Source organism: Streptomyces sp. NBC_00259 (assembly GCF_036181745.1).
Lineage (GTDB): Bacteria > Actinomycetota > Actinomycetes > Streptomycetales > Streptomycetaceae > Streptomyces > Streptomyces pratisoli.
Genome location: NZ_CP108080.1, coordinates 7,394,520 through 7,416,105 on the forward strand (window position 1 = coordinate 7,394,520; position 21,586 = coordinate 7,416,105).

At 70.3% G+C, this 21,586-nt stretch carries 14 protein-coding genes; 5 read left to right on the top strand and 9 right to left on the bottom strand.

The window, feature by feature from the left end:
• Positions 1-58 precede the first annotated feature (58 nt).
• The 9 genes from OG766_RS33095 to OG766_RS33135 all read right to left on the bottom strand — a co-directional run bounded on the left by OG766_RS33095 (position 59) and on the right by OG766_RS33135 (position 13,065).
• The gene (locus OG766_RS33095) at positions 59-1,432 is read right to left on the bottom strand and encodes a ricin-type beta-trefoil lectin domain protein (RefSeq protein WP_266385141.1); all 1,374 of its coding nucleotides are present in this window, start codon (positions 1,430-1,432) and stop codon (positions 59-61) included.
• Between the two features lie 29 nt (positions 1,433-1,461).
• A complete protein-coding gene (locus OG766_RS33100; protein ID WP_266385140.1) occupies positions 1,462-2,685 on the bottom strand; it encodes an alginate lyase family protein in 1,224 nt (407 codons plus the stop codon).
• Positions 2,686-2,883: 198 nt separating this feature from the next.
• Positions 2,884-4,077, bottom strand: coding sequence for an SGNH/GDSL hydrolase family protein (locus tag OG766_RS33105; RefSeq protein ID WP_328727022.1), 1,194 nt, complete (start codon positions 4,075-4,077; stop codon positions 2,884-2,886).
• Between the two features lie 14 nt (positions 4,078-4,091).
• A complete protein-coding gene (locus tag OG766_RS33110; protein ID WP_328727023.1) occupies positions 4,092-6,509 on the bottom strand; it encodes a glycoside hydrolase family 95 protein in 2,418 nt (805 codons plus the stop codon).
• Between the two features lie 141 nt (positions 6,510-6,650).
• Positions 6,651-8,480 carry an alpha-galactosidase D gene (locus tag OG766_RS33115; RefSeq protein ID WP_328727024.1) on the bottom strand — a complete coding sequence of 610 codons (1,830 nt, stop codon included), beginning with the start codon at positions 8,478-8,480 and terminating at the stop codon, positions 6,651-6,653.
• A gap of 157 nt (positions 8,481-8,637) precedes the next feature.
• Positions 8,638-9,564 carry a carbohydrate ABC transporter permease gene (locus tag OG766_RS33120; RefSeq protein WP_266385134.1) on the bottom strand — a complete coding sequence of 309 codons (927 nt, stop codon included), beginning with the start codon at positions 9,562-9,564 and terminating at the stop codon, positions 8,638-8,640.
• On the bottom strand, positions 9,561-10,541 hold the full coding sequence (locus OG766_RS33125) for a carbohydrate ABC transporter permease (protein WP_266385132.1): 981 nt from the start codon (positions 10,539-10,541) through the stop codon (positions 9,561-9,563). The genes OG766_RS33120 and OG766_RS33125 overlap by 4 nt, the downstream gene beginning before the upstream one ends.
• Before the next feature lie 17 nt (positions 10,542-10,558).
• A complete protein-coding gene (locus tag OG766_RS33130; protein WP_328727025.1) occupies positions 10,559-11,881 on the bottom strand; it encodes an ABC transporter substrate-binding protein in 1,323 nt (440 codons plus the stop codon).
• A gap of 2 nt (positions 11,882-11,883) precedes the next feature.
• Positions 11,884-13,065 carry an ROK family transcriptional regulator gene (locus tag OG766_RS33135; RefSeq protein WP_266385127.1) on the bottom strand — a complete coding sequence of 394 codons (1,182 nt, stop codon included), beginning with the start codon at positions 13,063-13,065 and terminating at the stop codon, positions 11,884-11,886.
• Positions 13,066-13,245: 180 nt separating this feature from the next.
• On the opposite strand from OG766_RS33135, the gene OG766_RS33140 reads away from it, so the two are divergent.
• The 5 genes from OG766_RS33140 (at position 13,246) to OG766_RS33160 (ending at position 21,585) form a co-directional block, all read left to right on the top strand.
• Positions 13,246-15,372, top strand: a complete 2,127-nt coding sequence (locus tag OG766_RS33140) for an alpha-galactosidase (RefSeq protein ID WP_328727026.1) — start codon at positions 13,246-13,248, stop codon at positions 15,370-15,372.
• 331 nt (positions 15,373-15,703) lie between these two features.
• Positions 15,704-17,095: a glycine betaine/L-proline transporter ProP gene (gene proP / locus OG766_RS33145; RefSeq protein ID WP_266388630.1), complete on the top strand. Its 1,392-nt coding sequence runs from the start codon at positions 15,704-15,706 to the stop codon at positions 17,093-17,095.
• A gap of 137 nt (positions 17,096-17,232) precedes the next feature.
• A complete protein-coding gene (locus tag OG766_RS33150) occupies positions 17,233-17,709 on the top strand; it encodes a DUF5709 domain-containing protein (RefSeq protein ID WP_328727027.1) in 477 nt (158 codons plus the stop codon).
• 250 nt (positions 17,710-17,959) lie between these two features.
• A complete protein-coding gene (locus tag OG766_RS33155; RefSeq protein WP_328727028.1) occupies positions 17,960-20,071 on the top strand; it encodes a glycoside hydrolase family 27 protein in 2,112 nt (703 codons plus the stop codon).
• Positions 20,072-20,292: 221 nt separating this feature from the next.
• Positions 20,293-21,585 carry an ABC transporter substrate-binding protein gene (locus OG766_RS33160; protein WP_328727029.1) on the top strand — a complete coding sequence of 431 codons (1,293 nt, stop codon included), beginning with the start codon at positions 20,293-20,295 and terminating at the stop codon, positions 21,583-21,585.
• Position 21,586: the final 1 nt, after the last annotated feature.

Here is a 21,586-nt window from a genome sequence, read left to right on the forward strand (position 1 = left end):
GGTTGAAGGGGGTGAGGGGCGTGCACGCGGGCGGGGAGGCGCCGACGAGGAGCCGGAGTCATCCGTTGTAGGACGCGAAGACCCGGGTGAACTCCCACGGCTGCTGCGGAACGCCCGAGCAGGTGTCGGCGCCGCCTCCGGTGCAGGGCCGGTCACGGTTGACGGACCAGAAGGTCAGCCGGGCCAGATGCCGCTGCTGGGCGTAGCCGAGGATGGTGCGGAAGTCGGCGGGGGTGATGGTCTCGCCGACGTCGGTGACGCCGTTCATCGAGGATATGCCCGTGTGCCGGTAGGCCTGGTCGTCGCTGTACCCGTAGGCGTTCTTGACCGCTGTCTTCAGGCCTTCGGCGGCGCGGACGGTGAGGGTGCCCATGTTCTGCCCGTTGCCGCCGAAGTTGAACGGCATGATCGTCCAGCTGTCGACGGACAGCCCGGAGGCGGCCGCCTTGCCGATGAGGCTGGTGTCGGGGCCGTTCTGGCCGGTGCCGAAGGTGATGTACACCTTGATCCCGGGGTTGTTCGCCTTGATGATCTTCAGCGCGTCGACCGTGCGCTGCTGGACGGCCGGGCTGTCGTAGGCCGCGGCCTCGATGTCGATGTCGATGGCCTTGAGTCCGTAGGCGTTGACGACCTTCTGGTAAGCGGTCGCCAGCTCGCCCGCGCTGGAGCAGCTGCTCTCCAGCTTGTTGCCGCTCCACCCGCCGAACGACGGAATCACGTCGCCGCCGGCAGCCCGCACGGAGTTGATCGTCTGCTGGTCGACGCCGCCGGTCAGGGGGCGGCCACCGTCCCATTGCGGGTTGCAGTAGCCGTTGCTGAGGACGAAGGCGAGGGTGAACCACTTCACCCCGGTCGCGCTCATGACCGTCGTCGGGTTCGGTGGGCTGCCCCAGCCGTTGTAGAGGTACGGCGCGACGGCCATGTTCCCGGGAGGTACCGGGTCCGTGCCTCCACCCGGCGCGCTCCACTTCTGGTTGGCGGCTCCGGTACAGGTCCAGATCTGGAGTCTGGTGCCATTGGCGGAGCTGTTGCCGGTGGCGTCCAGGCACTTGTCGGCCTGCGGGTTGACGATGTCGCGGGCCGCGGTCACCGTCCACTGCTGGGCTGCGGTGCCGTTGCAGTCCCAGAGCTGGACGACCGAGCCGTTCGTGGTTCCGCCCGAGGCGACGTCAAGGCACTTGCCGAGCGCCTTGACGGTGCCGTCGGCGGCGACGTCCCACGTCTGGGCCGTGGTCCCGTTGCAGTCGTAGAGCTGGACGGGTGTTCCGTTGGCGTTGTTGGCACCGGCGACGTCGACGCACTTGCCTCCGATCCCGGTGATGCGTCCGGTGGCCGCGGTGGCCGGGGATCCGGTGGCGACGGTCAGTCCGCTCGCTGCGACGGCGAGTGCCGCCGCGTACAGGGGCAGGCGCCGGTCGAGGGATATCTTCATGAGGGTGTGATCTCCCTTGCGTGGCTCGGTCAGCGGGGGTTGGCGGCGTGGGTGAGGGTCTCCCAGGCGACGAAGAGGTTGTTCGTGCCGGCCGGGCGGTTCCGCTCGGTGAGGGCCTGGGTGTTGGTCATCGCGATGCCCATCCGGCCGTTCAGCGCGTTGAAACCGACCTCGGTGACCGGTCCGAGGTGGTCGCGGAGGGTCCCGCCGCACAGCCAGCTCGGAGGCGTCTCGCCGAGCTCGTACTTGGCATGGAGACCCAGTGCGTGGCGCAGTCTCTCCGCGATCTCCGGGTAGAGGTCCTGGCCCTGGATACGGCTGGTCTCGGCGATGTGCGAGATGGCGGAGAGGCCGTAACCCGTGTGTGTGAGGTCGCGGCAGGTCTCCTGGGAGAGGCCGTTGACGAAGGTGGTCTGGCCCTGCCAGTACCGGACGATCTCGTCGCGGGTGTCGAGGCCGCTGCCGGGTGCCGTCCTCGGCAGGCTGCCGTCGCCGGTGAGGTAGAGGTAGGCCGGGACGCGACCGCGGAACTTGCCGACGGCGTTGTCGTAGGCGGCGCGGTCCTCCAGGAAGACCGCGATGCCGATCGCGGCCTCGGTCATGCTCAGTTCCCAGTTGCCGTTCGAGTGGGAGCCGCCCGCCACCTCGGGGAGGTAGACGGTGCGCAGCATGGTCCTGAAGCGGTCGATCCGGTCCTGCGGCCAGCCCGTGTAGGTGTAGCGGATGATCTCGGCGGCCCGTGGCCAGGAGGACCCGGCCCAGCCCGTCTGGAGGGGCGCGTTGGAGTTCGTGTGATCCCTGATCACGGCGGACCAGGCGTCCATGATCTCGATCGCCTTCTGGGCGTACCGGCTGTCACGTGTGACGTACCAGGCCAAGGACAGCGTGTACGCGGCGATGGCGTCCTCGCGTTCGTCCGTGCAGCCGTTGTTGGGGTTCGAGTACGACCCGCACTCCACGACCGCCCGTGGCTTGGGCACGCGGGACAGCGAGGCGTACTTGCTCGCCATCATCTGGTCGAAGGCGCCCTTCCAGGGCTGCGCCCCGGCGTTCACCTTCTCGCGGGTGAAGTCGAGCTGACCGCGGGAGACCAGGACACCGGGGTGGACGAACGTGGCGGGGGCCGCCTCGGCGCGTTCGTTCGTGGGGCCGGCGATCAGCGCGGCCAGGAGGGTGGAGACCAGCAGAGGTACGGCGACTAATGAACTCTTCCTGATGCGCACCGCACCAGGCCTGTTCCGCTTTCTGGGCATGAGATGGACCTTCGTTCAGGTAGATGAACAGAGGGCGAGTGTCGATCGGTGAAACTAAAGGTCTGGACCAGAGGCGTCAAGATGGTGCGCGGCTACCTTTTGAAGACCTGTGCCGAGCCGGCGCGACAGGCAGGGTGTTCATCGATGTGAACATCGGGGCATCCGGGTTCTCTTCACAACCTGAACGCTCCACCGGCCTCAGCCGGGCCTGCGGGAGCAGGCGAGGGAGTCGAGGGCCACGGAGTCGGCCATGGCCTGCATGCCCTTGTCGTTGGGGTGCAGATGGTCGCCGCCGTCGAAGGACGGGAGCATGCGCTCGGCGTCGTAGGGGCTGCGAAGGACGCGGTCGAAGTCGGTGACGGCGTCGAACGCCCCGCTGGTCCTGATGAATTCGTTGACCTGCCGGCGTACCTCCTCGGCCGCCGCGTCCCATTCGTACCAGCCCTTGAACGGGGCGATGGTCGCTCCGACGACGCACTTGCCGGCCGCGTGCGTGCGGTCGATGATCTCGCGGTAGCCGGCGATCATGTCCTGGGCCGTGACACCGGTGTGCGCCTTGATGTCGTTGACGCCCTCGAAGAGGAAGACGGTGCGGACCCCGGGATGGGACAGCACGTCGCGCTGGAGTCTGTTGAGGGCGCTCTGCCCGGCGCCGTCGGCCAGGACCTTGTTGCCGGAGATGCCCTCGTTCGCGACGCCCTTGACCGGAGTGCCGTCGCTCGCCCGAAGGCGCCGGGCGAGGTAGTCGGGCCAGCGGCGGTCGAGGTCGGTCGTGGACTGCCAGCCGTCGGTGATGGAGTCGCCGAGGGTGACGACGGCACCGGTCGCCGGCGCCGCGCGTACGGAGACGGCGTCGAGGTAGTACCAGGAGCCGGTCCGTTCGCTCCAGTTGTCGGCGCTCTCCTGCGCCGTGTGGTCGCCGGTGGCGGCGTACGACGTCTGCATCGCCATCCCGTGTCCGGTGGCGGGCCCGCCTGCGGCCGACACGTACAGGCTGATGACGAGGGCGGTCGCGGCCGGGAGCCGCCCGGGGAGCGGGTCGCTCAGGACGGTGTCCCCGGCGGCGACCGTGACCGACCGGTCGCCGCCGAAGGTCAACGGCCGGTTGCTTCCGGGCACCAGGGCGGCGCCCTCCTTCCGGACACCGGCGAAGACGCGGCCGAAGGTGACCGGGCGGTCCCCGAAGGCGTTCGAGAGACGGATACGCGCCCCGGTGCCGGCCGCGCTGGTGCGGACGACCAACCGGTAGCTGCGGTCGGGCACGGCCTCGCCCATGCGGTCGGCACTGGCGCCCCAGGTGACGACCTCCTGCATAGTGGCAGGGGCGGCGACGCCGGGGGCGCTGAACAGCCAGGCCGCGGCGACCACAAGGGCCGTCAGAGCGGATGCCATCCGGTGCACGCCGGTCACCGCCCCAGGTCGTGCAGCGTGATGGACCGTCCCGGTGCCAGAGTGACCTCCCGGGAGGAATCCCCGTACGAGACCGTGGTCGTACGGCCGCCGACACTGCGGACCGTGACCCTGGTCGGCCGGCCGTCCTGCCACCGGAGGTCCACGACGAAGCCGCCGCGTACGCCGACACCGGTGACCCGTCCGGATGCGGCCCAGGCGGCGGGCAGCGCGGGCAGCAGTTCGAGGTGGCCAGGACGGGAGTGCACCAGCATCTCGATCATCGCGGCCGGCGTGCCGAAGTTGGCGTCGATCTGGAAGATGCCGCGTCCACGCTCCACCTCGTAGATGTCGAAGAGGTTGGGAGCGGTGCCGTTGCTGCCGCCGGTGGAGGGGCGGAGATTGTTCACGACGAGCTGATAGGCCTTGTCGGCGTTCTTCAGACGGGCCCAGCACAGGCTGCGCCAGGCGTTGGCCCAGCCGAAGCTCTCCATGCCGCGGGCGGCCAGCAGGGCGGTGGCGCCCTCGACGAGCTCCTCGGGGGTGGAGCCGTCGGGGCGGATGCGGTCGCCGGGGAAGAGCTGGACGAGCGGGGAGAGGTGCCGGTGGGTGGTCTCGCCGAGGTTGTCCGGGGACATCCACTCCTCCAGCCAGCCGGTCTTCGGGCTGACCCGCGGCAGGTACAGCCGCTGCCGCAGGGACTCCACGGTCTGCGCGTACGCGCTGTCGCGGCCCAGCACGGAGCAGGCGGTGCGGTAGTTGTCGAACAGGGTCCAGACGAGTTCCTGGGCGTAGGTGATGCCCTTGGCGTCGAGCGGGCCGTGCTCGGGAGACCAGTCGCTGTCGGCGATGAGGACCTCTTTCGCGGCCCCTGTCTCCGGGTCCTCGACGGTGGTCGTCAGCAGCCGCGCCTCCCAGAACTCGCACGCGCCCCTGAGCATCGGATGGATACGGGCGAGGTGGGAGCGGCTCTGGGTGAACTCGTAGTGCTCGAACAGCGAGTTGCACAGCCACGCGTTGCCGGCGGGGTGCCACCACCAGCCCATGCCCCCGTGGATGTTGGTGGAGATCGCGACGGTCCAGCCCGCGATCCTGCCGGTCGAGTTGCGGTAGCGGTTGCGGGGGTCGTTGAAGTGCTCGCGGGTGAGCTCGGTCCAGGACGGCAGCTGGGCGAGGCAGTAGTCGGTCAGGGCGTCGAAGCAGTCGGACAGGGCGGCCCGGTCGGCCATCCAGTAGTTCATCTGGAGGTTGACGTCCGTGTGGTAGTCGCCCATCCAGTCGGGGTCGTTGCCGTCCAGCCACAGCCCCTGCAGGTTCAGAGGGAGGCTTCCGCGGGATCCGGCGATCATGAGATAGCGGCCGTACTGCAGGTAGGCGGCCTCGAGTTCGGGGTCGGGGTCGGTGTCCGTGGCGCGAGCCCGGACCCGCTCCCAGGTGTCCATGGCGCGCTGCTGGGCGGTCGAGGCACCGAGCGAGAGATCCATGCGCTCGAACAGCGCGCGGTGGTCGGCGACATGGGTGTGGAGCAGGGTGCTCGCCGGGTGCCCGGCGGCCCGGAGCACCTTGGTACGGGCCAGCTTCTGCGGGTCGAGCCCGGGATCGCGGTAGTTCCTTGCCGCGTCCGGGGCGTAGTTGGTGCCACCGCTGATCACGACGGTCAGGCTCGTGCAGTTCCTGAAGGTGATCCGCGGGCCGTTCACGGCGACGGTGCCGCCGCCGGCGTGGGCGGTGACCGCCGCCCCGTACCGCAGCCCGTTGGGGAAGGCGGCGCCGAAGGACGCGTACCGCCCGGCCGGTGAGCCCGTCGTGGTCTCGCCGTGGGTGCCGTCGAGGCTGATGGTGCCGGTGTAGCGACCGCCGCCGCTCTGGGTGAAGTGCACGACCAGGACGTCGTCGGGCAGGCTGGCGAAGATCTGACGCCGGTAGGTGACACCGGAACGGACGTACGAGGCGCTGACCAGGCCCTGACGGAGGTCGAGGGCACGACGGTAGTCGGAGACGGCCGAGATGTCGTGGTCGGGGATGTCGACGGTCAGCTTCGCCAGGAGCGTGAAGGAGCCGAAGTTCTCGCGGGCGTACGGGAACTGGCCGTCGTCGTCGAGGGCGTCGTTGAGGCCGCCGGTCCAGGTGGTGGCGTCGGTGATGAAGAGGCGCTCCCTGCCGGGGTCGTTGCCGACGAGCGCGCCGAGCCGGCCGTTGCCGATCGGCAGGCCCTGCTCGATCATCGACCCGTCGTCCGCGGGAGCCCGCCACCACAGTGCGGTGGTGTCGTCGTCCGCCGGCACGGCGGAGGCGGTGTGCCGCTGCGGTTCGGCGGAGGCGGTGAAGGCGGGCAGTCCGCCGAGGGCCGCGAGCGTGCCGGTCGCGGCGGCGAGGGAGAGCAGGCCACGACGGCTGGGGAGGTGTTCCGGCTGGTCGGTGCGCTGGGTGTCCACGGTGCACTCCGTTCCGGGGGTACGGGCCGTTCGAGGGGTACGGGCAGGCGGGGATCGCGTCCGGCGGGGCGCGCCGGGCGGTGAGGCCGGGGCAGGAGGCGCCGGTGGCCCGGTCCTGGGGACCGGGCCACCGGCAGGCGTTCAGGACGCGTCGGGTACGCGGATCCGGTCGATGTCCGGGGCGTAGCCGTCACCGCTGTCGAAGGTGATGGTGTTGGCACCGGCCTTGAGGGTGAGGGGGACGCTCACGGTCTCGACCGTTCCCCAGTCCCCGGTGGAGGGGAGCTTGTGGCTGGTGAATCCGCCGTCGCCCACGGAGATCCGTACGGTACGGGCGTCGCCGCTGACGTAGGCGATGTCGACCACGTACCGTCCTGCCTTGGCGGCGTGGACGCCGTTCATCGCGAGCTCGCCGCCGAGATAGAGGTTGCCGACCTTCTTCCCGCCGGAGCACGAACCGCAGTCGGCGACCGAGGCGTTGCCGCCGAGGGTGTTGCCCGCCGCCTCCGCCTCGTACGCGGTCTTGGGCTGGGCCGGGCCCTGCGGGGTGACGGTGAACAGCCGGGAGCCGTGGGCGGGCAGCGCCTGGGTGATCCTGTTGTGGTACGTGCCGAGGTTCTCGCGGTTCCACAGGTCGCGGACCTTCGCCTTGCCCGTGAATCCGAACGCGGGCCAGTCGGCGGTCACGGCGGCGGGAGCGTCACCCAGGTTGAACAGCGCCACGGTGTAGCTGCCGTCGGGGTTCCTCGCGCCCCACACCTGCTGGTCGCCGGCGGGCGTGACCGGCCGGGCCGGGGGCGTGCCGCCCTGGTTGAGCGCGATGACCTCCCGGTTGGTGAGCAGGGAGAGGCCGTACGCGTCGAGGCGGGTGAGGTCGTCGCCCGTGTAGAGCGGCGACTTGGAGATGGCCCACAGCGTCGCGTAACTCTGCCGCTCGGCCTTGGTGAGTCCGTCCATCTCGCCGTTGCCGACGTTGAGGGAGTCCAGGTCGTTCCAGCCGCCGGGGCCGGCGTGGCGGGTCCAGGCGGGGACGTCGTCGAAGCGGTCGTCGACCGAGTTCTCCCAGCTGACCAGGGTGTTGCAGTAGCACTCGACGTCGGTGTCGATGCGCCAGCCGTTGGAGTACTTCTTCCAGTCGGCGACATGACCGATGTCGAGTGACCAGGACAGTTCGAGATGGATGGGACGCCCGGTGGCGGCGATCGCCTTCTGCCAGGCGGCGACGTCGGCAACGTTGTCGTAGTTCTCGCCGGACTTGAAGGAGCCGGGTCCTACACCGTCGAGCTTGAGGAAGTCGTAGCCCCAGTCGGCGAACATCCGCGCCTGGGAGTCGATGTACTTCTGGGCGCAGGGACGCGAGAAGTCGATCTTGTAGGCGCTGTCCCACCCGTTGGTGGTGCGCAGATCGCCGTGGACGAGGTCGGCGGTCGTACAGCCCTCGGCGTTCCAGACCGGGACCTTGCCCTCGCCGTACGCCTCCTTCTCCAGGCCGACGGGGAGGTAGATGCCCGCCTTGAGGCCCTTGGCGTGGATGTGGTCGGCGACGGCCTTCATCCCGCGGGGGAAGCGGACGGGGTCCGCGGCCTGTCGCCCGTAGGCGTCGAAGCGGGGCTTCCAGGCCATGTCGCGCCACCAGCCGGCGTCGATGTTGACGTACTCGTAGCCGTAGGCCTTGAGCTTGGCGGCCATGGCGTCGGCCTGCTTGAGCACGTTCTTCTCGGTGAGATAGCTGTAGTCGCCGTCGGGGTTGAGCCCGGGGTACTTGGAGGACTGCATGCTCCAGCTCGTCCAGCCCATGTACGGCTTGGCCGCGACGTCGGTGCTCGTCGTCGTGGGGGAAGCGGGGGCGTTCGCTCCGGCGGGCGCGGGGGCGAGGCTGGTGAGGCCCGCGGCGAGGGCGAGCACGAGCAGTGCCCCCGTGGTGCGGCGGGCAGGGCGTACGGACACGGCGGAGCCGGGGGATGACCGCATGGGCCGGACCTCCTGGGTCGGGTGACGGGGGTGCGGGGCGGGTGAGCGGGCGGGGCGTACGACGGGATGTGAGCCGGGGACGGGAGCCGGGGTCGGGAGCCGGGGACGGGAGCCGGGGACGGCAGCCGGTGGTGCGAGCGGGGCTGTGAGGGGCGGGTCAGCCCTTGCCGGAGCCGATGGTCAGTCCGCTGATGAACTGGCGCTGCAGGGCGAAGTAGACGAGCAGGGTGGGGATCGCGGTCAGCAGCGCACCTGCGGCGATGAGATTGGGGTTGGTGAAGTACTGGCCCTGGAGGTTGGCCAGCGCGGACGTGATGGGCCGTTTGTCGCCGGACTCGATGAGCGCGAGCGGCCAGAAGAAGTCGTTGTAGATCCAGATCGACTCCAGGGTCGCCAGCGCGGCGAAGGCCGGCCGGCACAGCGGCAGGACGATCTGGAGGAACTGCCGCCATACGGGGGCCCCGTCCACCTGCGCCGCTTCGAGGATCTCCTTGGGGATGGTCTTCATGTAGTTGCTGAGCACGAAGGTGCAGAAGCCGCACTGGTAGGCGACGTGGATGGCGATGATGCCCCAGGCGGAGTTGTAGAGCAGCAGCGAGTCGCTCATCCACGCGGGCAGCGGCACCAGCAGGTACAGGCGGTACAGCGGGGTGATGAGGACCTGGGCCGGCAGCAGGTTCCCGGCGGTGAAGAGCATGAGCAGGGCCAGGTTCCAGCGGAAGTCGAAGCGTGACACGTGGAAGGCGACGGCCGCGGAGAACAGCAGGGTGCCCAGCACCGCGGGGACGGTGATGAGGACGGAGTTCCAGAAGAAGTGCGCCATCCCGGACTGGGCCCAGGCGTCGGTGTAGTTGTCCAGCGAGATCCCGCGGGGCCAGGAGAGGTAGCCGTTGCGGGTCGTGTCGGAGTAGGGCCGCAGCGAGGTGTAGACGGCCCACAGCAGCGGCACGAGCCACAGCAGGGCGATGCCGCCGAGCAGCAGATGGCGTCCGGTCTCCCGCCGGGGCGCCGCGGAGCCGCCCGGTGTGCGCGCAGCGCGCAGGGCGTCCTCGGTGCGGTGGCGGGGCGGGAGGGTCGTGGTCATCGGTCCTCCTTGCGGAAGTTCTGCACCAGGAAGGTCCCGATGGCGGCCAGGGAGACGGCGAGGAGGACGACGGCGAGGGCGGATCCGTACCCGATGTGGCTGGACTCGCCGACGATGTTGTCGGTGATGAGCAGCGACAGCAGTTCCATGCCGGGCTTGCTGCCGACGCCGCCGCCGAGGATGTAGACGACGTCGAAGGCCCGCAGCGACTCCATGGCGGTGACGACGACGATGATGACGTTGACCGGCCGCAGGGCGGGGAAGACCACACGGAGGAAGGTCTGCCGCTCGCCGGCGCCGTCGAGGGCCGCGGCCTCCTTCAGCGCCGGGTCGAAGCTCTTCAGCCCGGCCAGGTACAGGATCATGATGTAGCCGGTGTGCCGCCATCCCGAGGCGACGAGAACGGCCCACAGGTTCAGATCGGGATCCCCGAGCCAGTCGATGTGGTGGCCGGGGGCGGCCATCCCGATGATGCCGTTCAGCAGGCCGTTGTCCGGGTTGTAGATGATCTCCCAGATCAGTCCGACGACGGCCGGGGCGAGCACCATGGGCAGGAAGATCGCCGTCTGGTAGATCCTGGTGAAGCGCAACTGCCGGTCGAGCTGGTACGCGAGGAAGATGCCGAACGGCGTGGGCAGCAGGACGGAGAACAGCAGCCAGATCACGTTGTGCTGCACGGCGGGCCAGAACGGCGGGTAGTTCCCGAAGATCTCCCGGTAGTTGTCCAGGCCGGTCCAGCGGATGTCGGACAGGGCGATGCCGTCCCAGCTGGTGAACGACAGGCCGATGGAGGCCAGGGCGGGCAGCCAGACGAAGACCAGCAGGGCGATCGTCGGAATGCCGACGATCATCGCGAGGAACAGCCGGTCGCCCGCGCCGATCCTGCGGGGCCCGGGGCGGCGCCCGGCACCCGGTGAAGGCCGCGGTGCCGGCGGCCGCGTGGGGGAGTGGGACGGCACGGGGGGTGCGGAAGTCACGGTCGGTCCGGTCCCGGTCAGGCGGTGAAGAAGCGCGAGCGCTGGGACTCGATCTTCTTCAGCAGGGCGGAGCCGTCGTCGGGGTGGCCGAGCCACTCGGTCAGGCCGGGCAGGACGACGGTGGAGACGAAGCCGGGGTCGCTGTCGCGGTCGCCGAACTGGGTGATGTGCTTGGCGGAGGCGATGAGTTCGGCGGACTTCTTCTGCAGGTCGTTGTACGAGCCGGTGCCCGCGTTCCGGTGGACGGCGACGTTGCTGGGGTCGACGCCCATGTACTGGTTCTCCGCCTGCGCGCTGCCCAGGAACTCCAGGAAGCGCTTGGCGCCCTCCTCGTTCTTCGGCCGGCGGCTGAGCATGAAGCCGTCGGTGGGGGCCTCGACGGTGTCCTGGCCGTGGGCGGGGTCGATCTCGGGGAAGGGGAAGAAGTCGATGTCGGCGCGCAGCGTTTCGTCGGTGATCTGCTGGCCGAGGAAGAGCCCGATGACGGCCATGCCGGCCTTCTTGTCGAGCAGCGACTGGGCGGCGTCCTGCCAGGAGCGGCCGCCGCCGCCCTTCTGGTAGTACGGCGCGAGCTGTCGCCAGTGGTCGAGCGTGGCGGTGGCGCGCCGGTCGGTCCAGGAGACCTCGCCGCGCATCAGGGACATGTGGAACTCGTATCCGTTGGTGCGCAGGTTGAGGTAGTCGAAGGTGCCGAGGATGCTCCAGCTGTCGCCGCCGCCGTAGCCGGAGGCGATAGGCGAGAGGCCGTCCTTCTGCATCTGCCGGGCGAGGGCGGTGAACTCGCTCCATGTGCGGGGTATCGCGTAACCCCGCTCCTTGAACAGGCTCTTGCGGTAGAAGACGGCCCATGGGTAGTTGTAGAGCGGCACGAAGTAGTACGTGCCGTCCTCGCCGCGCGACAGCTGCTTGGTGGCCTCGCTGAAGCCGGAGCCGATCTTCTCCCACACGTCGTCGAGGGGGCTGCACAGCTTCTTCTTGGCGAAGTACTGCATGCGGTAGCCCGCGAACCAGGTGAACACGTCGTCCGGCGTGCCCTGGAGGTAGTTGGAGATGCTCTTCTGGAAGGTGTCGTGGTCGACGGTGTTCGTCTTCACCGTCAGACCGCTCTTCTCGCCGAACGCCTTCGTCACCGCGGCGTAGGCGGACTTCGGTGTGGCGTCCGCGCCGTTGGACCCGAAGGTCACGGTCTTCGGGTCGGCCGCCGCGCCCGATCCGCAGGCGGTCAGCAGGGGCGCGGCCAGGGCGCCGGCACCGACGCCCAACAGCCCGCCCACCACACCGCGGCGTCCGGGCCCGGCGGTGGCCGGCGCCGGTGAAGGATTGCGGCTCTGCAGCGTCATCGCTACTCCTTGTGCGTGTCTGATCTGATGAAGGACTGGATGGCGGTGGCCGCGGCCCCGCGCGCCCACTCCTCGAAGGGCAGCGGACGTGTCCTGACGTCGCATCGCCCGGCGGTGCCGAAGGCGGATGCGGCGAACGCGTCGCGGATCTGCTCGGCGAACAGGTCGTAGGCGGCGAGTCCCTCGCCGGAGATGATCACGCGCTCGGGTCCGAGGAGATTGACCACGGAACCGATCGCACGTCCGATGGCCTCGCCCGCCCGGGCGTACACCTCCCTGGCTCCGGGGTCGCCGCGGTGGGCGAGCTCCAGTGCCTCGGCCGCGTCCGCCACCGGTGTCCCGGTGGCGGTCCGTACGTCGCGGACGATCGCCGAGTCCGCGGCGATCGCCTCCACACAGCCGCGGTTGCCGCAGTGGCACTGCGGGCCCGCCGGGTCGAGGGACAGATGCCCGATCTCGCCGGCCACTCCGTGCGCACCGGAGACGACCCGCCCGCCCACGACGAGGCCGCAGCCGATGCCGGCACCGACGGTCACCAGGGCGAAGTCGGACAGACCCACTCCCGCGCCGAACCACTGCTCGGCCACGGTCAGCGCGCGTACGTCGTTGTCGACGGTGACCGGCAGTCCGGTGGTCATGGCGACCAGTTCGGCCAGCGGGATCTCCCGCCACTCCAGGAACGGCGAGTACCGCACCATCCCCGCGGCCCGGTCCACATCGCCCGACACCGCGACGCCCACCCCTCGCACCTGCACACCGAACCCCTCGGCCTCGGTGAGCAGTTCGTGTACGAGACCGGTCATCTCGGCCAGCACGGCCTTGGGCTCGCGGTCGCCGAGCGGTACGTGCCGGGCGACGCGGATCCGGCAGCACAGGTCGCTGAGGACGGCGATGATCTCGTCGCCGGTCACCTTGAGCCCGATGAACAGGGCCCGGCCCCCGTCCACCCGGAGCGGGTTCGCCGGCCGTCCCAGCGCGGTCCGTGACTCCTCGTCGACGTCCTCCACCAGGTATCCGGCCTCGATCAGCGGCCGGACCGCCTTGGTCACCGCCGCCGGTGACAGGCACGCCCGTCGTGCGATCTCCGCCCGGGTCAGCGGACCGTGGGACAGCACGATGGTGAAGATCTGAGGGGCCGCCGGCGTATGGGCCGGGAACAGCTCCGGGCGAGGGGTCGGGCGCATGGCCGGGAACCTACGGTCGATTCTTTTCTGCTGTCAATGAAAGAAGCAGGATTCATGGGAACTTCGAGTTCGCGGCGCTCCGCACCATCAAACGGCAGATGTGCATGGGGCATTGACAGGTGATCCAAGGAGGACTTGGGTGGCGTCTGCACGCGGTACCGCTCTCCCACGTGAGGATCCATGACGGTCGTCTCCCACGCCCCGGACACCGGGCTCTGGCTGCTGAACACCCCGCACACCTCGTACGCGCTGCGGATCGACGAGTCCGGGGCTCCCTGTCATGTGGCCTGGGGCCCGCGGCTGGATCCGGACCAGGCTGCGGAACTGGCCGCTCCGCCCCCGCCGCCGCACAGCAGCTTCGAAGGCCGGCCGGGGGTGGGCGAGGAACTGCCCGTCGACGGAGGCGCTCGCTTCGGCCCGCCGTCACTTCAGGTCCGCTTCGCCGACGGCACCCGCGGATTCGAATGGCAGCCGGAGGGCCATCGGCTCACCGAGCCGGCCCCCGGCGTGCACGAACTCGAACTGTCCTTCCGCGACCGGGTCCATCCGCTGCGGGTGGCGCTCCGCTACCGGGTCCACGAGGACAGCGACGTCATCGAGCGCCGACTGGTCCTGCGCAACGACGCGGACGCCGCGGTGGAGGTGCTGCGCGCCGATTCGGCGGCCTGGTCACTGCCACCGCTGCCGGGATACCGGCTCAGTCACGTCACCGGCCAGTGGTCGGCGGAGACCCAGCTGCGCCGGGAACCACTGCCGCACGGCGAGACCGTTCTGACCAGCCGACGGGGCATCACCAGTCATCACGCCAACCCGTGGGTGATGGTCGACGACGGTTCGGCCACCGAGACGCACGGGCGGGTGTGGAGCGCGGCACTGGCCTGGAGCGGCAGCTGGCGGATCACCGTGCAGCGCACGCCCGACGGCCGGGCCGGGTTCACCGGGGGAGCGGGCCACGACGGTGTCGCCCTGCCGCTGGGCCCCGGCGAGGAGTTCACCACGCCCGTCTTCGCGGGGCTGTACGCCGAGGGCGGCTTCGGCGAGGCCAGCCGCGCCTGGCACGCGTACACCCTGGCCCATGTGCTGCCGCACCCCGAAGAGCCGGCGCCGGTGCTCTACAACTCGTGGGAGGCCACCGGATTCGACGTCGACGAGGAGGGCCAGCTGGCGCTCGCCGCGCGGGCGGCCTCCCTCGGCGTCGAGCTGTACGTACTGGACGACGGCTGGTTCGGCGCGCGCCGCAGCGACCGGGCGGGCCTCGGCGACTGGACCGCGTCCGCCGACCGCTTCCCCCGGGGGCTCGGGCCGCTGGTCAAGGAGGTCCACCGGCTCGGCATGCGGTTCGGCCTGTGGGTGGAGCCGGAGATGGTCAACCCGGACAGCGACCTGTACCGCGAGCACCCGGACTGGGTCCTGCACACACCCGGTCGTGCCCGCACCGAACTGCGCAACCAGCTGGTGCTCAACCTCGCGCGCCCGGACGTCGCCGACTTCACCTACGACTGGCTGACCCGGCTGGTGGGCGACGAGGGCATCGACTTCCTGAAGTGGGACATGAACCGCGCCTTCAGCGAGGCCGGCTGGGCGGACCAGGAGAACGGCTCCGACCTGCTGTGGACGCGCTACGTGCACCAGCTCTACGGGATCATCGACCGGCTCCGCGCCGACCACCCCGGCCTGCGCGTCGAAGCGTGCAGCGGAGGCGGCGGCCGGGTCGATCTCGGCATCCTCTCGCGCACGGACCAGGCATGGGCGTCGGACAACACGGACGCGCTGGACAGGATCTCCATCCAGCACGGCTTCGGCCAGATCTACCCGGCCCGGACCATGGCGGCCTGGGTCACCGACGTACCGAACCAGCTGACGAGCCGCAGCGTCCCCCTGCGGTTCCGGTTCCATGTCGCGATGGCCGGGCTGCTGGCCATCGGCGGCGACCTGAACGCCTGGTCGCCGGACGACATGGCCGAGGCCGCCGGCCTGGTCGCCGAGTACAAGGCGGTACGGCACCTCGTGCAGCACGGCGCTCTCCACCGGATCGGCGAGCCCGGCAGCGAGGGGCCGACGGTGGTGCAGTACACCGCGCCGGACTCGAGCGAGACGCTGCTGCTGGCGTGGCGTGCCCATGAACGCCACGGCAGCCCTCGTGTCCCGGTCCGTCCGGGCGGACTGGACCCGGCCGCGCGCTACCGCGACACCCGCACCGGGGCGGTGCACCACGGGGCGGTTCTCGCGGGATACGGACTGATGCTGGAGCTGCCGGCGGGGGACTGGTCGAGCACCTCGGTCCATCTGGTGCGCGACCGGGCGTAGCGATCGCCTCGCGGCCGGGTGGACCCGGCACGGTGAGGCCGAGGGCACGCGGCCGAGTGCGGTTGCGCCCGGCCGGGGCGGTTGCGCCCGGAGCTCGCGACATGCATCACAATCGCCCGGCGCCGGGACGGTCGCGCAGGCCGTCGTTCTGCCTCGACAACAGTGGTTTCGCCACACAACGCCACCGACCGCTCGCGGTCCGTACGGCACGTGTTTGTGTCTATGGTCGATCTCCGGCCGTCCGATATTCCGATATCGGCGGCCTTTGTCCTTGCAGTCGACCGAGAGGCAGGCGAGCGGAACCTTGCCGAGTGCCACCTTCCACGCACCGATCCGGAACAAGGTCCCCCGGCAGAGCCGGGGCACCGCCACGACCGCCACCGTCACCGACCCCGCGCTCGTCAAGCGCGCGGTGAAGGCGGCCGCGCTCGGCAACGCGATGGAGTGGTTCGACTTCGGCGTCTACAGCTACCTCGCCGTGACGCTGGGCAAGGTCTTCTTCCCCTCCGGCAATCCCACCGCCCAGCTGCTGTCCACCTTCGGCGCCTTCGCCGCGGCCTTCCTCGTCCGCCCGCTCGGCGGCATGGTCTTCGGCCCGCTCGGCGACCGCATCGGCCGCCAGAAGGTGCTCGCCGTCACCATGATCATGATGGCCGCGGGCACCCTCGCCATCGGCCTGATCCCGTCGTACGCGGCGATCGGCGTGGGCGCGCCGATCCTGCTGCTCGCGGCCCGGCTGGTGCAGGGCTTCTCGACGGGCGGCGAGTACGCGGGCGCGACGACGTTCATCGCCGAGTACGCGCCCGACCGCAAGCGAGGCTTCCTCGGCAGCTGGCTGGAGTTCGGCACGCTCGCCGGCTACATCGCCGGTGCGGGTCTGGTCACCCTGATGACCGCTCTGCTGTCGTCCGAGGACCTGCTGTCCTGGGGCTGGCGCATCCCGTTCCTGATCGCGGGCCCGATGGGCGTCATCGGTCTCTACATGCGGACGAAGCTGGAGGAGACCCCGGCGTTCGCCGCCGAGCTGGAGAAGGCCGCGCGTGAGGAGCGCGAGCGGCCGAAGGTCCCGCTGCGGGACATGGTCACGGGGCAGTGGAAGAGCCTGCTGCTGTGCATGGGACTCGTCCTGATCTTCAACGTCACGGACTACATGCTGCTGTCCTACATGCCGAGCTATCTGACGAGCGAGCTGCACTACGACGAGACCCACGGCCTGCTGGTCGTGCTCGGTGTCATGGTGCTGATGATGATCGTTCAGCCGTTCGCGGGCGCGCTGTCGGACCGTGTCGGCCGTCGCCCGGTGATCGCCGCCGGCTGCGCGGGCTTCTTCTTCCTCTCCGTCCCCGCACTTCTGCTGATCCGCCAGGGCAGCCTCTTCGCCATCGCGCTCGGCATGGGCGCGCTGGGGCTGCTCCTGGTCTGCTTCACCGCGGCGATGCCCTCGGCCCTCCCGGCCCTCTTCCCCACCCGCGTCCGCTACGGCTCCCTGTCCATCGGCTTCAACGTCTCGGTCTCGCTCTTCGGCGGTACGACGCCGCTGGTGGTCACGGCCCTCATCGGCGCGACGGGCAACGTGATGATGCCTGCCTACTACATGATGGCCGCGGCGATCATCGGTGGTGTGGCGGTGTGGTTCATGGCGGAGTCCGCAGGTCGGCCGCTGCCCGGGTCCGCTCCCGCCGTGGAGACGCACGCGGAGGCGCGGGCCGTCCGGGCGGCGTAGCCGGGCCGGGCGCGTGGCGCCCGCGACCGCGATGTGATCGGCTCAGGAGTAGCAGGAGTAGCAGGAGCAGGGAGGGAGCAGAACCGGTTCCCGCGGTTCCTTGAGGCCGAGAAGGGCGCGGGGCGAAGGAGGACGCGATGTCGGAGCAGTCAAGAGGCGATGACGTATACCAACCGGAGCATTCCGATGTGAAGAACCCGCCGGTCGACGATCTCGACCTGGAGAACGTGCTCGACGAGCAGGACCTGGACGGCATTCTCGACGAGGGCTATTCGCCGCCGGAGCGACCGCTGGGCGTGGAGAGCTACGGCACCACGGGAGCGGAGCAGATGCGGGGCGCCTCCCTGGCGGACCGGCTGTCCCAGGAGACGCCGGAGGTGGAGCCGCCCGAAGGGGACGGTATCGGCGATCTGCCGGCCGACGGTGAACCCGTGGACGAACAGGCCGGGGATGCCCGCACCGGCAGGCTCCGCCCCGAGGTGGACGGCACGGGCGGGACCGTCGACATCCTCGCGCACGACGTCGGCATCGACGGCGGGGCGGCGTCCGCGGAGGAGGCGGCCATGCACACCATCGCGGACGAGGAGGAGGGCGAGGTGGAGGACCTCCAGTGACCGATCTCCGGTGAGCAGGGCCGTCGACCCCTGGTGAGCAGGGCCGTCGCCGCGATCGCCGCGTCACGCGCGGCGGCGCGATGCTCCCCGGGAGACCGTTTTTAAGTTAATTAGCAATTATTATTGACAGCGTTCGAGGGCGCGGCCACAGTTTCCGCCGTGGCGCCGCTGCCCCGGCGTGATCCCGGGTGGGGCTGCCACGTGGACCCCAACTTCTCGGGAGAATTCAGTGGCTTCGCATCGTGCAGGGATGGCGCGGGTGCGGCGTACCACGGTGGTGCTCGGCGCCGTGGTGCTGGTCGGGTCGGCAGTACCCGCGGCAGGCGCCGCGGACGACCAGGGCGCGCCGCAGTACTACGACAGCGGCCTCGCCCCCACGCCGTACATGGGATGGAACACCTACTACGGGCTCGGCGCCCCCACGGAGGACCAGGTCAGAAAGGTCGCCGACCACCTCGTCAGCAGCGGGCTGCGCGACAGCGGCTACAACATCGTCTGGCTGGACGGCGGTTGGCAGGCGGACGAGCCGCGCGACCCGGTGACGGGCCGGCTCGTGGCCCACCCCGCCCGCTTCCCCTCCGGGATCCCGGCGCTGGTGACGTACCTTCACCAGCGCGGTCTCAAGGCCGGTATCTACACCGACGCGGGCGAGTACGACGGCGGCAAGTGGTGCGGCCTCGGCAGCCGCGGCCACTACGACGAGGACGCCCGCCAGTTCGCCGGGTGGAAGGTCGACGCCATCAAGGTGGACTTCCTCTGCGGCATCGGGGCGGGGCTCGACCCGGGCCCCGCCTTCAAGGAGTTCGGCGACGCCGTCGCCAAGTCCGGCAGGAAGATGCTGCTCAACCTGTGCAACCCGCTCACCGACGACTGGGGCATGCCGCACACCCCCGAGCAGGACGCGCACAACGCCTTCGTCTACGGGCCCACCACCGCCGACTCCTGGCGCACGGGAACCGACATCGCCTGGGGAACCCCGACGGCGGGCGAGTGGCCCAACGTCCTGCGCAACATGGACGCCAATGCCTGGCACCCCGAGGCCCAGGGGCCGGGGCGCTACAACGACCCGGACTACCTCATCCCGATGCGGGGGCTCGCCGAGGGCGGCTACGAACTGACGGAGGAGGAGTCCACCACGCAGTTCGTGATGTGGGCCGAGATGGCCTCGCCACTGATCATCGGCAGTGACCCGCGCACCCTGCCGAAGTCGATGATCGACACCCTGCGCAACCCCGAGATCATCGCCGTGAACCAGGACCCGCTCGCCATCCAGGGCGTGCGCGTCGCGACCGACACCGCCGGCGACGTCTACAGCAAGGTGCTGAAGGGTGCCGGCAAGCGGGCCGTCGTCCTGCTCAACCGCTCCGACCAGGCACAGGAGCGCACCGTGCGGTTCTCCGACGCCGGGCTGACCGGCCCCGTCGCGGTCCGCGACCTGCGGGCCCGTGCGTCGCGCGGCACGCACACCGGCTCGTACACGGTGCGCGTCCCCGCGCACGGAACCGCCTTCCTCAAGCTGACGGGCACGGACGACGCCCCCGGTACACAGCTGCCCGGCCACGCCTCGGCGAGCCCCGCGCTGGTGCGCGACGGGGACACGCTGACGGTCTTCGCCCGGGGTACGGACGGGAGCCTGCGCGCGCAGAGCGCACGCGGCGGCGACTGGTCCAAGGCCAGGACCACCGAACTGGGCGGCCCGACACACGGCCGCATCCTCGGCCAGCCCGCCGCGTACGCCTCTGCGGGCGGCCGGATCGACGTCTTCGTCCGTGGCACCGACGACACCGCCTACCGGCGGGTCTACGCGGACGGGCGCTGGGGACGCTGGGAGAGCCTCGGGGGGACGCTGACGGACGCGCCGACCGCCGCCTTCGCCGGCCCCGACGCGTGGACGCTGTTCGCGCGCGGCGCGGACGGGCGCGTGTGGTCACGCGGCCCCGCCTCCGGCTGGACCTCCCTGGACGCTCCGCAGGACCGGCCCTTCTACGGACGCCCGTCGGGCGTGACCGACGACGCCGGACGGCTGCACCTGGCGGTGCGCACCGCCGACGACGCCGTGTGGTCGCGGACCCGCGACACCTCCGGCACCTGGTCCGACTGGACGGCGCTCGGCGGCACGACCAGCGGCAGCCCGACCCTGGTGGCCTCGGGCGGCACGGTGCGCCTGTACGCGCGGGCCGGTGACTACACGCTCTGGCAGCGCAGCTGGACCGCTGCGGACGGCTGGGCGGGCTGGACCAAGAACACCGCGTTCGTCAGCGGCGCCTTCGACGGCGCGCTCGGTGCCGTCGCCGGGCCGGACGGCGGCGTGCTCGCCGCCTTCCGCGGGGTGGACGGTCGCGTCCACCAGAGCGCGCTCTGAGCTGCGCCGGCGCTGCTCGAGCCACTCCGCTCCACCAGCTGCGATCGCTCCACCCCGGTGTGCTCCGGGCCTTGTCGGGCCCGGAGCACACCCTCCGAAAGATAAATTAGTAATTATTCTTGACGGCGCGTGGATCTCGGGACAGGCTGTGCCTGCCGCACCCAGAGCCGGGCCGTCAGGGGGCCTCAGCTCCGTTTCGTGGGCACTTAGGGAGTGCACAGATGACCGCCTTCAACGCCACCCGCCGCAGGTTCCTCGCAGGAGCAGGTGCAGTCGGCGCGGGCGCGCTGCTCAGCAGCTGCGTCACCCAGAGCCCGTCCGCCACCGGAGGAAAGTCCAGCGGCCCGGTGACCCTGCAGTCCAACCTCTCCTCCCCGCAGGCCAAGACCGCGATGCAGGCGGTCGTCGCCGCCTTCGACAAGCGCGGGGGCACCGGGGCACAGCTCAACACCGTCGCGGCGGAGACCTTCCGCACCCAGCTGCCGACCTACCTCACCTCGGCCAACCCGCCGGACGTCTACACCTGGTACCCCGGCTCCGTCGCCGAGTCGTACGCGAAGAAGGATCTGCTGCTCGGCCTCGACGACATCTGGGCCGGACCCGAGTTCTCCGGCTACTCCGACGCGCTGAAGAGGCTGTGCACCTCGGCCTCCAGCGGCACGAAGGTCTTCGTACCCACCACCTACTACTGGTGGGGGATGTTCTACCGGAAGTCCAACTTCGCCAAGTGGGGCGTCAAGGAGCCCAGGACCTGGGACGAGTTCCTCGACCTGTGCGACAAGCTCAAGAGCAAGGGCGTCGCGCCGATCGGCCTCGGCGCCGGCGGCGACACCCCGTGGGTCGCCTCCACCTGGTTCGACTACCTCAACATCCGCGTCAACGGCGCCACGTACCACCGCGAACTCCTCGCAGGAAAGCACCGCTTCGACGACCCCGAGGTCCGCAGGGTCTTCGACCGCTGGGACGAGGCACGCCCGTTCTTCGACCCGAACGGCACGGCGATCCCCTTCCAGGACGCCACCACCGCCCTCCTCCAGGGCCGCACGGGCATGATGCTGATCGGCACCTTCTTCGCCGACGCGGCACCCAAGGACGCTCTGGGCGACCTGGACTTCTTCCAGTTCCCGATCATCGACCCGAAGATCCCGGTCGCCGAGGAGGCGCCCGCCGACGGCTACTTCGCCAGCGCCCGCACCAGGCGCGCCGACGGCGTCAAGGAGCTGCTGCGCTACCTGGCCACCGCCGAGTCGCAGGAGCTCTACATCAAGAACTCCTCGGGCACCGTGCTGCCCACCCACCCCGACGCCAAGGACGCGGGAACCCCGCTGGTCCTCAAGGGCCGCAAGCTCATCGAGAGCGCCACCGACCTCACCCAGTTCTTCAACCGCGACTCCAGCGACGCCCTCCAGCCGACCGCCGACACGGCGCTGGTGCACTACCTGGCCAAGCCGAAGCAGATCGGCTCCATCCTCACCACCTGGCAGCGCGGCGCAGAGAAGATCTGGAGCCAGTGAC

What these genes read in the sequence shown, in the direction of transcription:
- OG766_RS33115 (WP_328727024.1), bottom strand. Translation starts at nt 8,480, where the DNA reads ATGCGGTCATCCCCCGGCTCCGCCGTGTCCGTACGCCCTGCCCGCCGC.
- OG766_RS33135 (WP_266385127.1), bottom strand. Translation starts at nt 13,065, where the DNA reads ATGCGCCCGACCCCTCGCCCGGAGCTGTTCCCGGCCCATACGCCGGCG.
- OG766_RS33105 (WP_328727022.1), bottom strand. Translation starts at nt 4,077, where the DNA reads ATGGCATCCGCTCTGACGGCCCTTGTGGTCGCCGCGGCCTGGCTGTTC.
- OG766_RS33160 (WP_328727029.1), top strand. Translation starts at nt 20,293, where the DNA reads ATGACCGCCTTCAACGCCACCCGCCGCAGGTTCCTCGCAGGAGCAGGT.
- OG766_RS33095 (WP_266385141.1), bottom strand. Translation starts at nt 1,432, where the DNA reads ATGAAGATATCCCTCGACCGGCGCCTGCCCCTGTACGCGGCGGCACTC.
- OG766_RS33150 (WP_328727027.1), top strand. Translation starts at nt 17,233, where the DNA reads ATGTCGGAGCAGTCAAGAGGCGATGACGTATACCAACCGGAGCATTCC.
- OG766_RS33100 (WP_266385140.1), bottom strand. Translation starts at nt 2,685, where the DNA reads ATGCCCAGAAAGCGGAACAGGCCTGGTGCGGTGCGCATCAGGAAGAGT.
- OG766_RS33155 (WP_328727028.1), top strand. Translation starts at nt 17,960, where the DNA reads ATGGCGCGGGTGCGGCGTACCACGGTGGTGCTCGGCGCCGTGGTGCTG.
- OG766_RS33120 (WP_266385134.1), bottom strand. Translation starts at nt 9,564, where the DNA reads ATGACCACGACCCTCCCGCCCCGCCACCGCACCGAGGACGCCCTGCGC.
- OG766_RS33140 (WP_328727026.1), top strand. Translation starts at nt 13,246, where the DNA reads ATGACGGTCGTCTCCCACGCCCCGGACACCGGGCTCTGGCTGCTGAAC.
- OG766_RS33130 (WP_328727025.1), bottom strand. Translation starts at nt 11,881, where the DNA reads ATGACGCTGCAGAGCCGCAATCCTTCACCGGCGCCGGCCACCGCCGGG.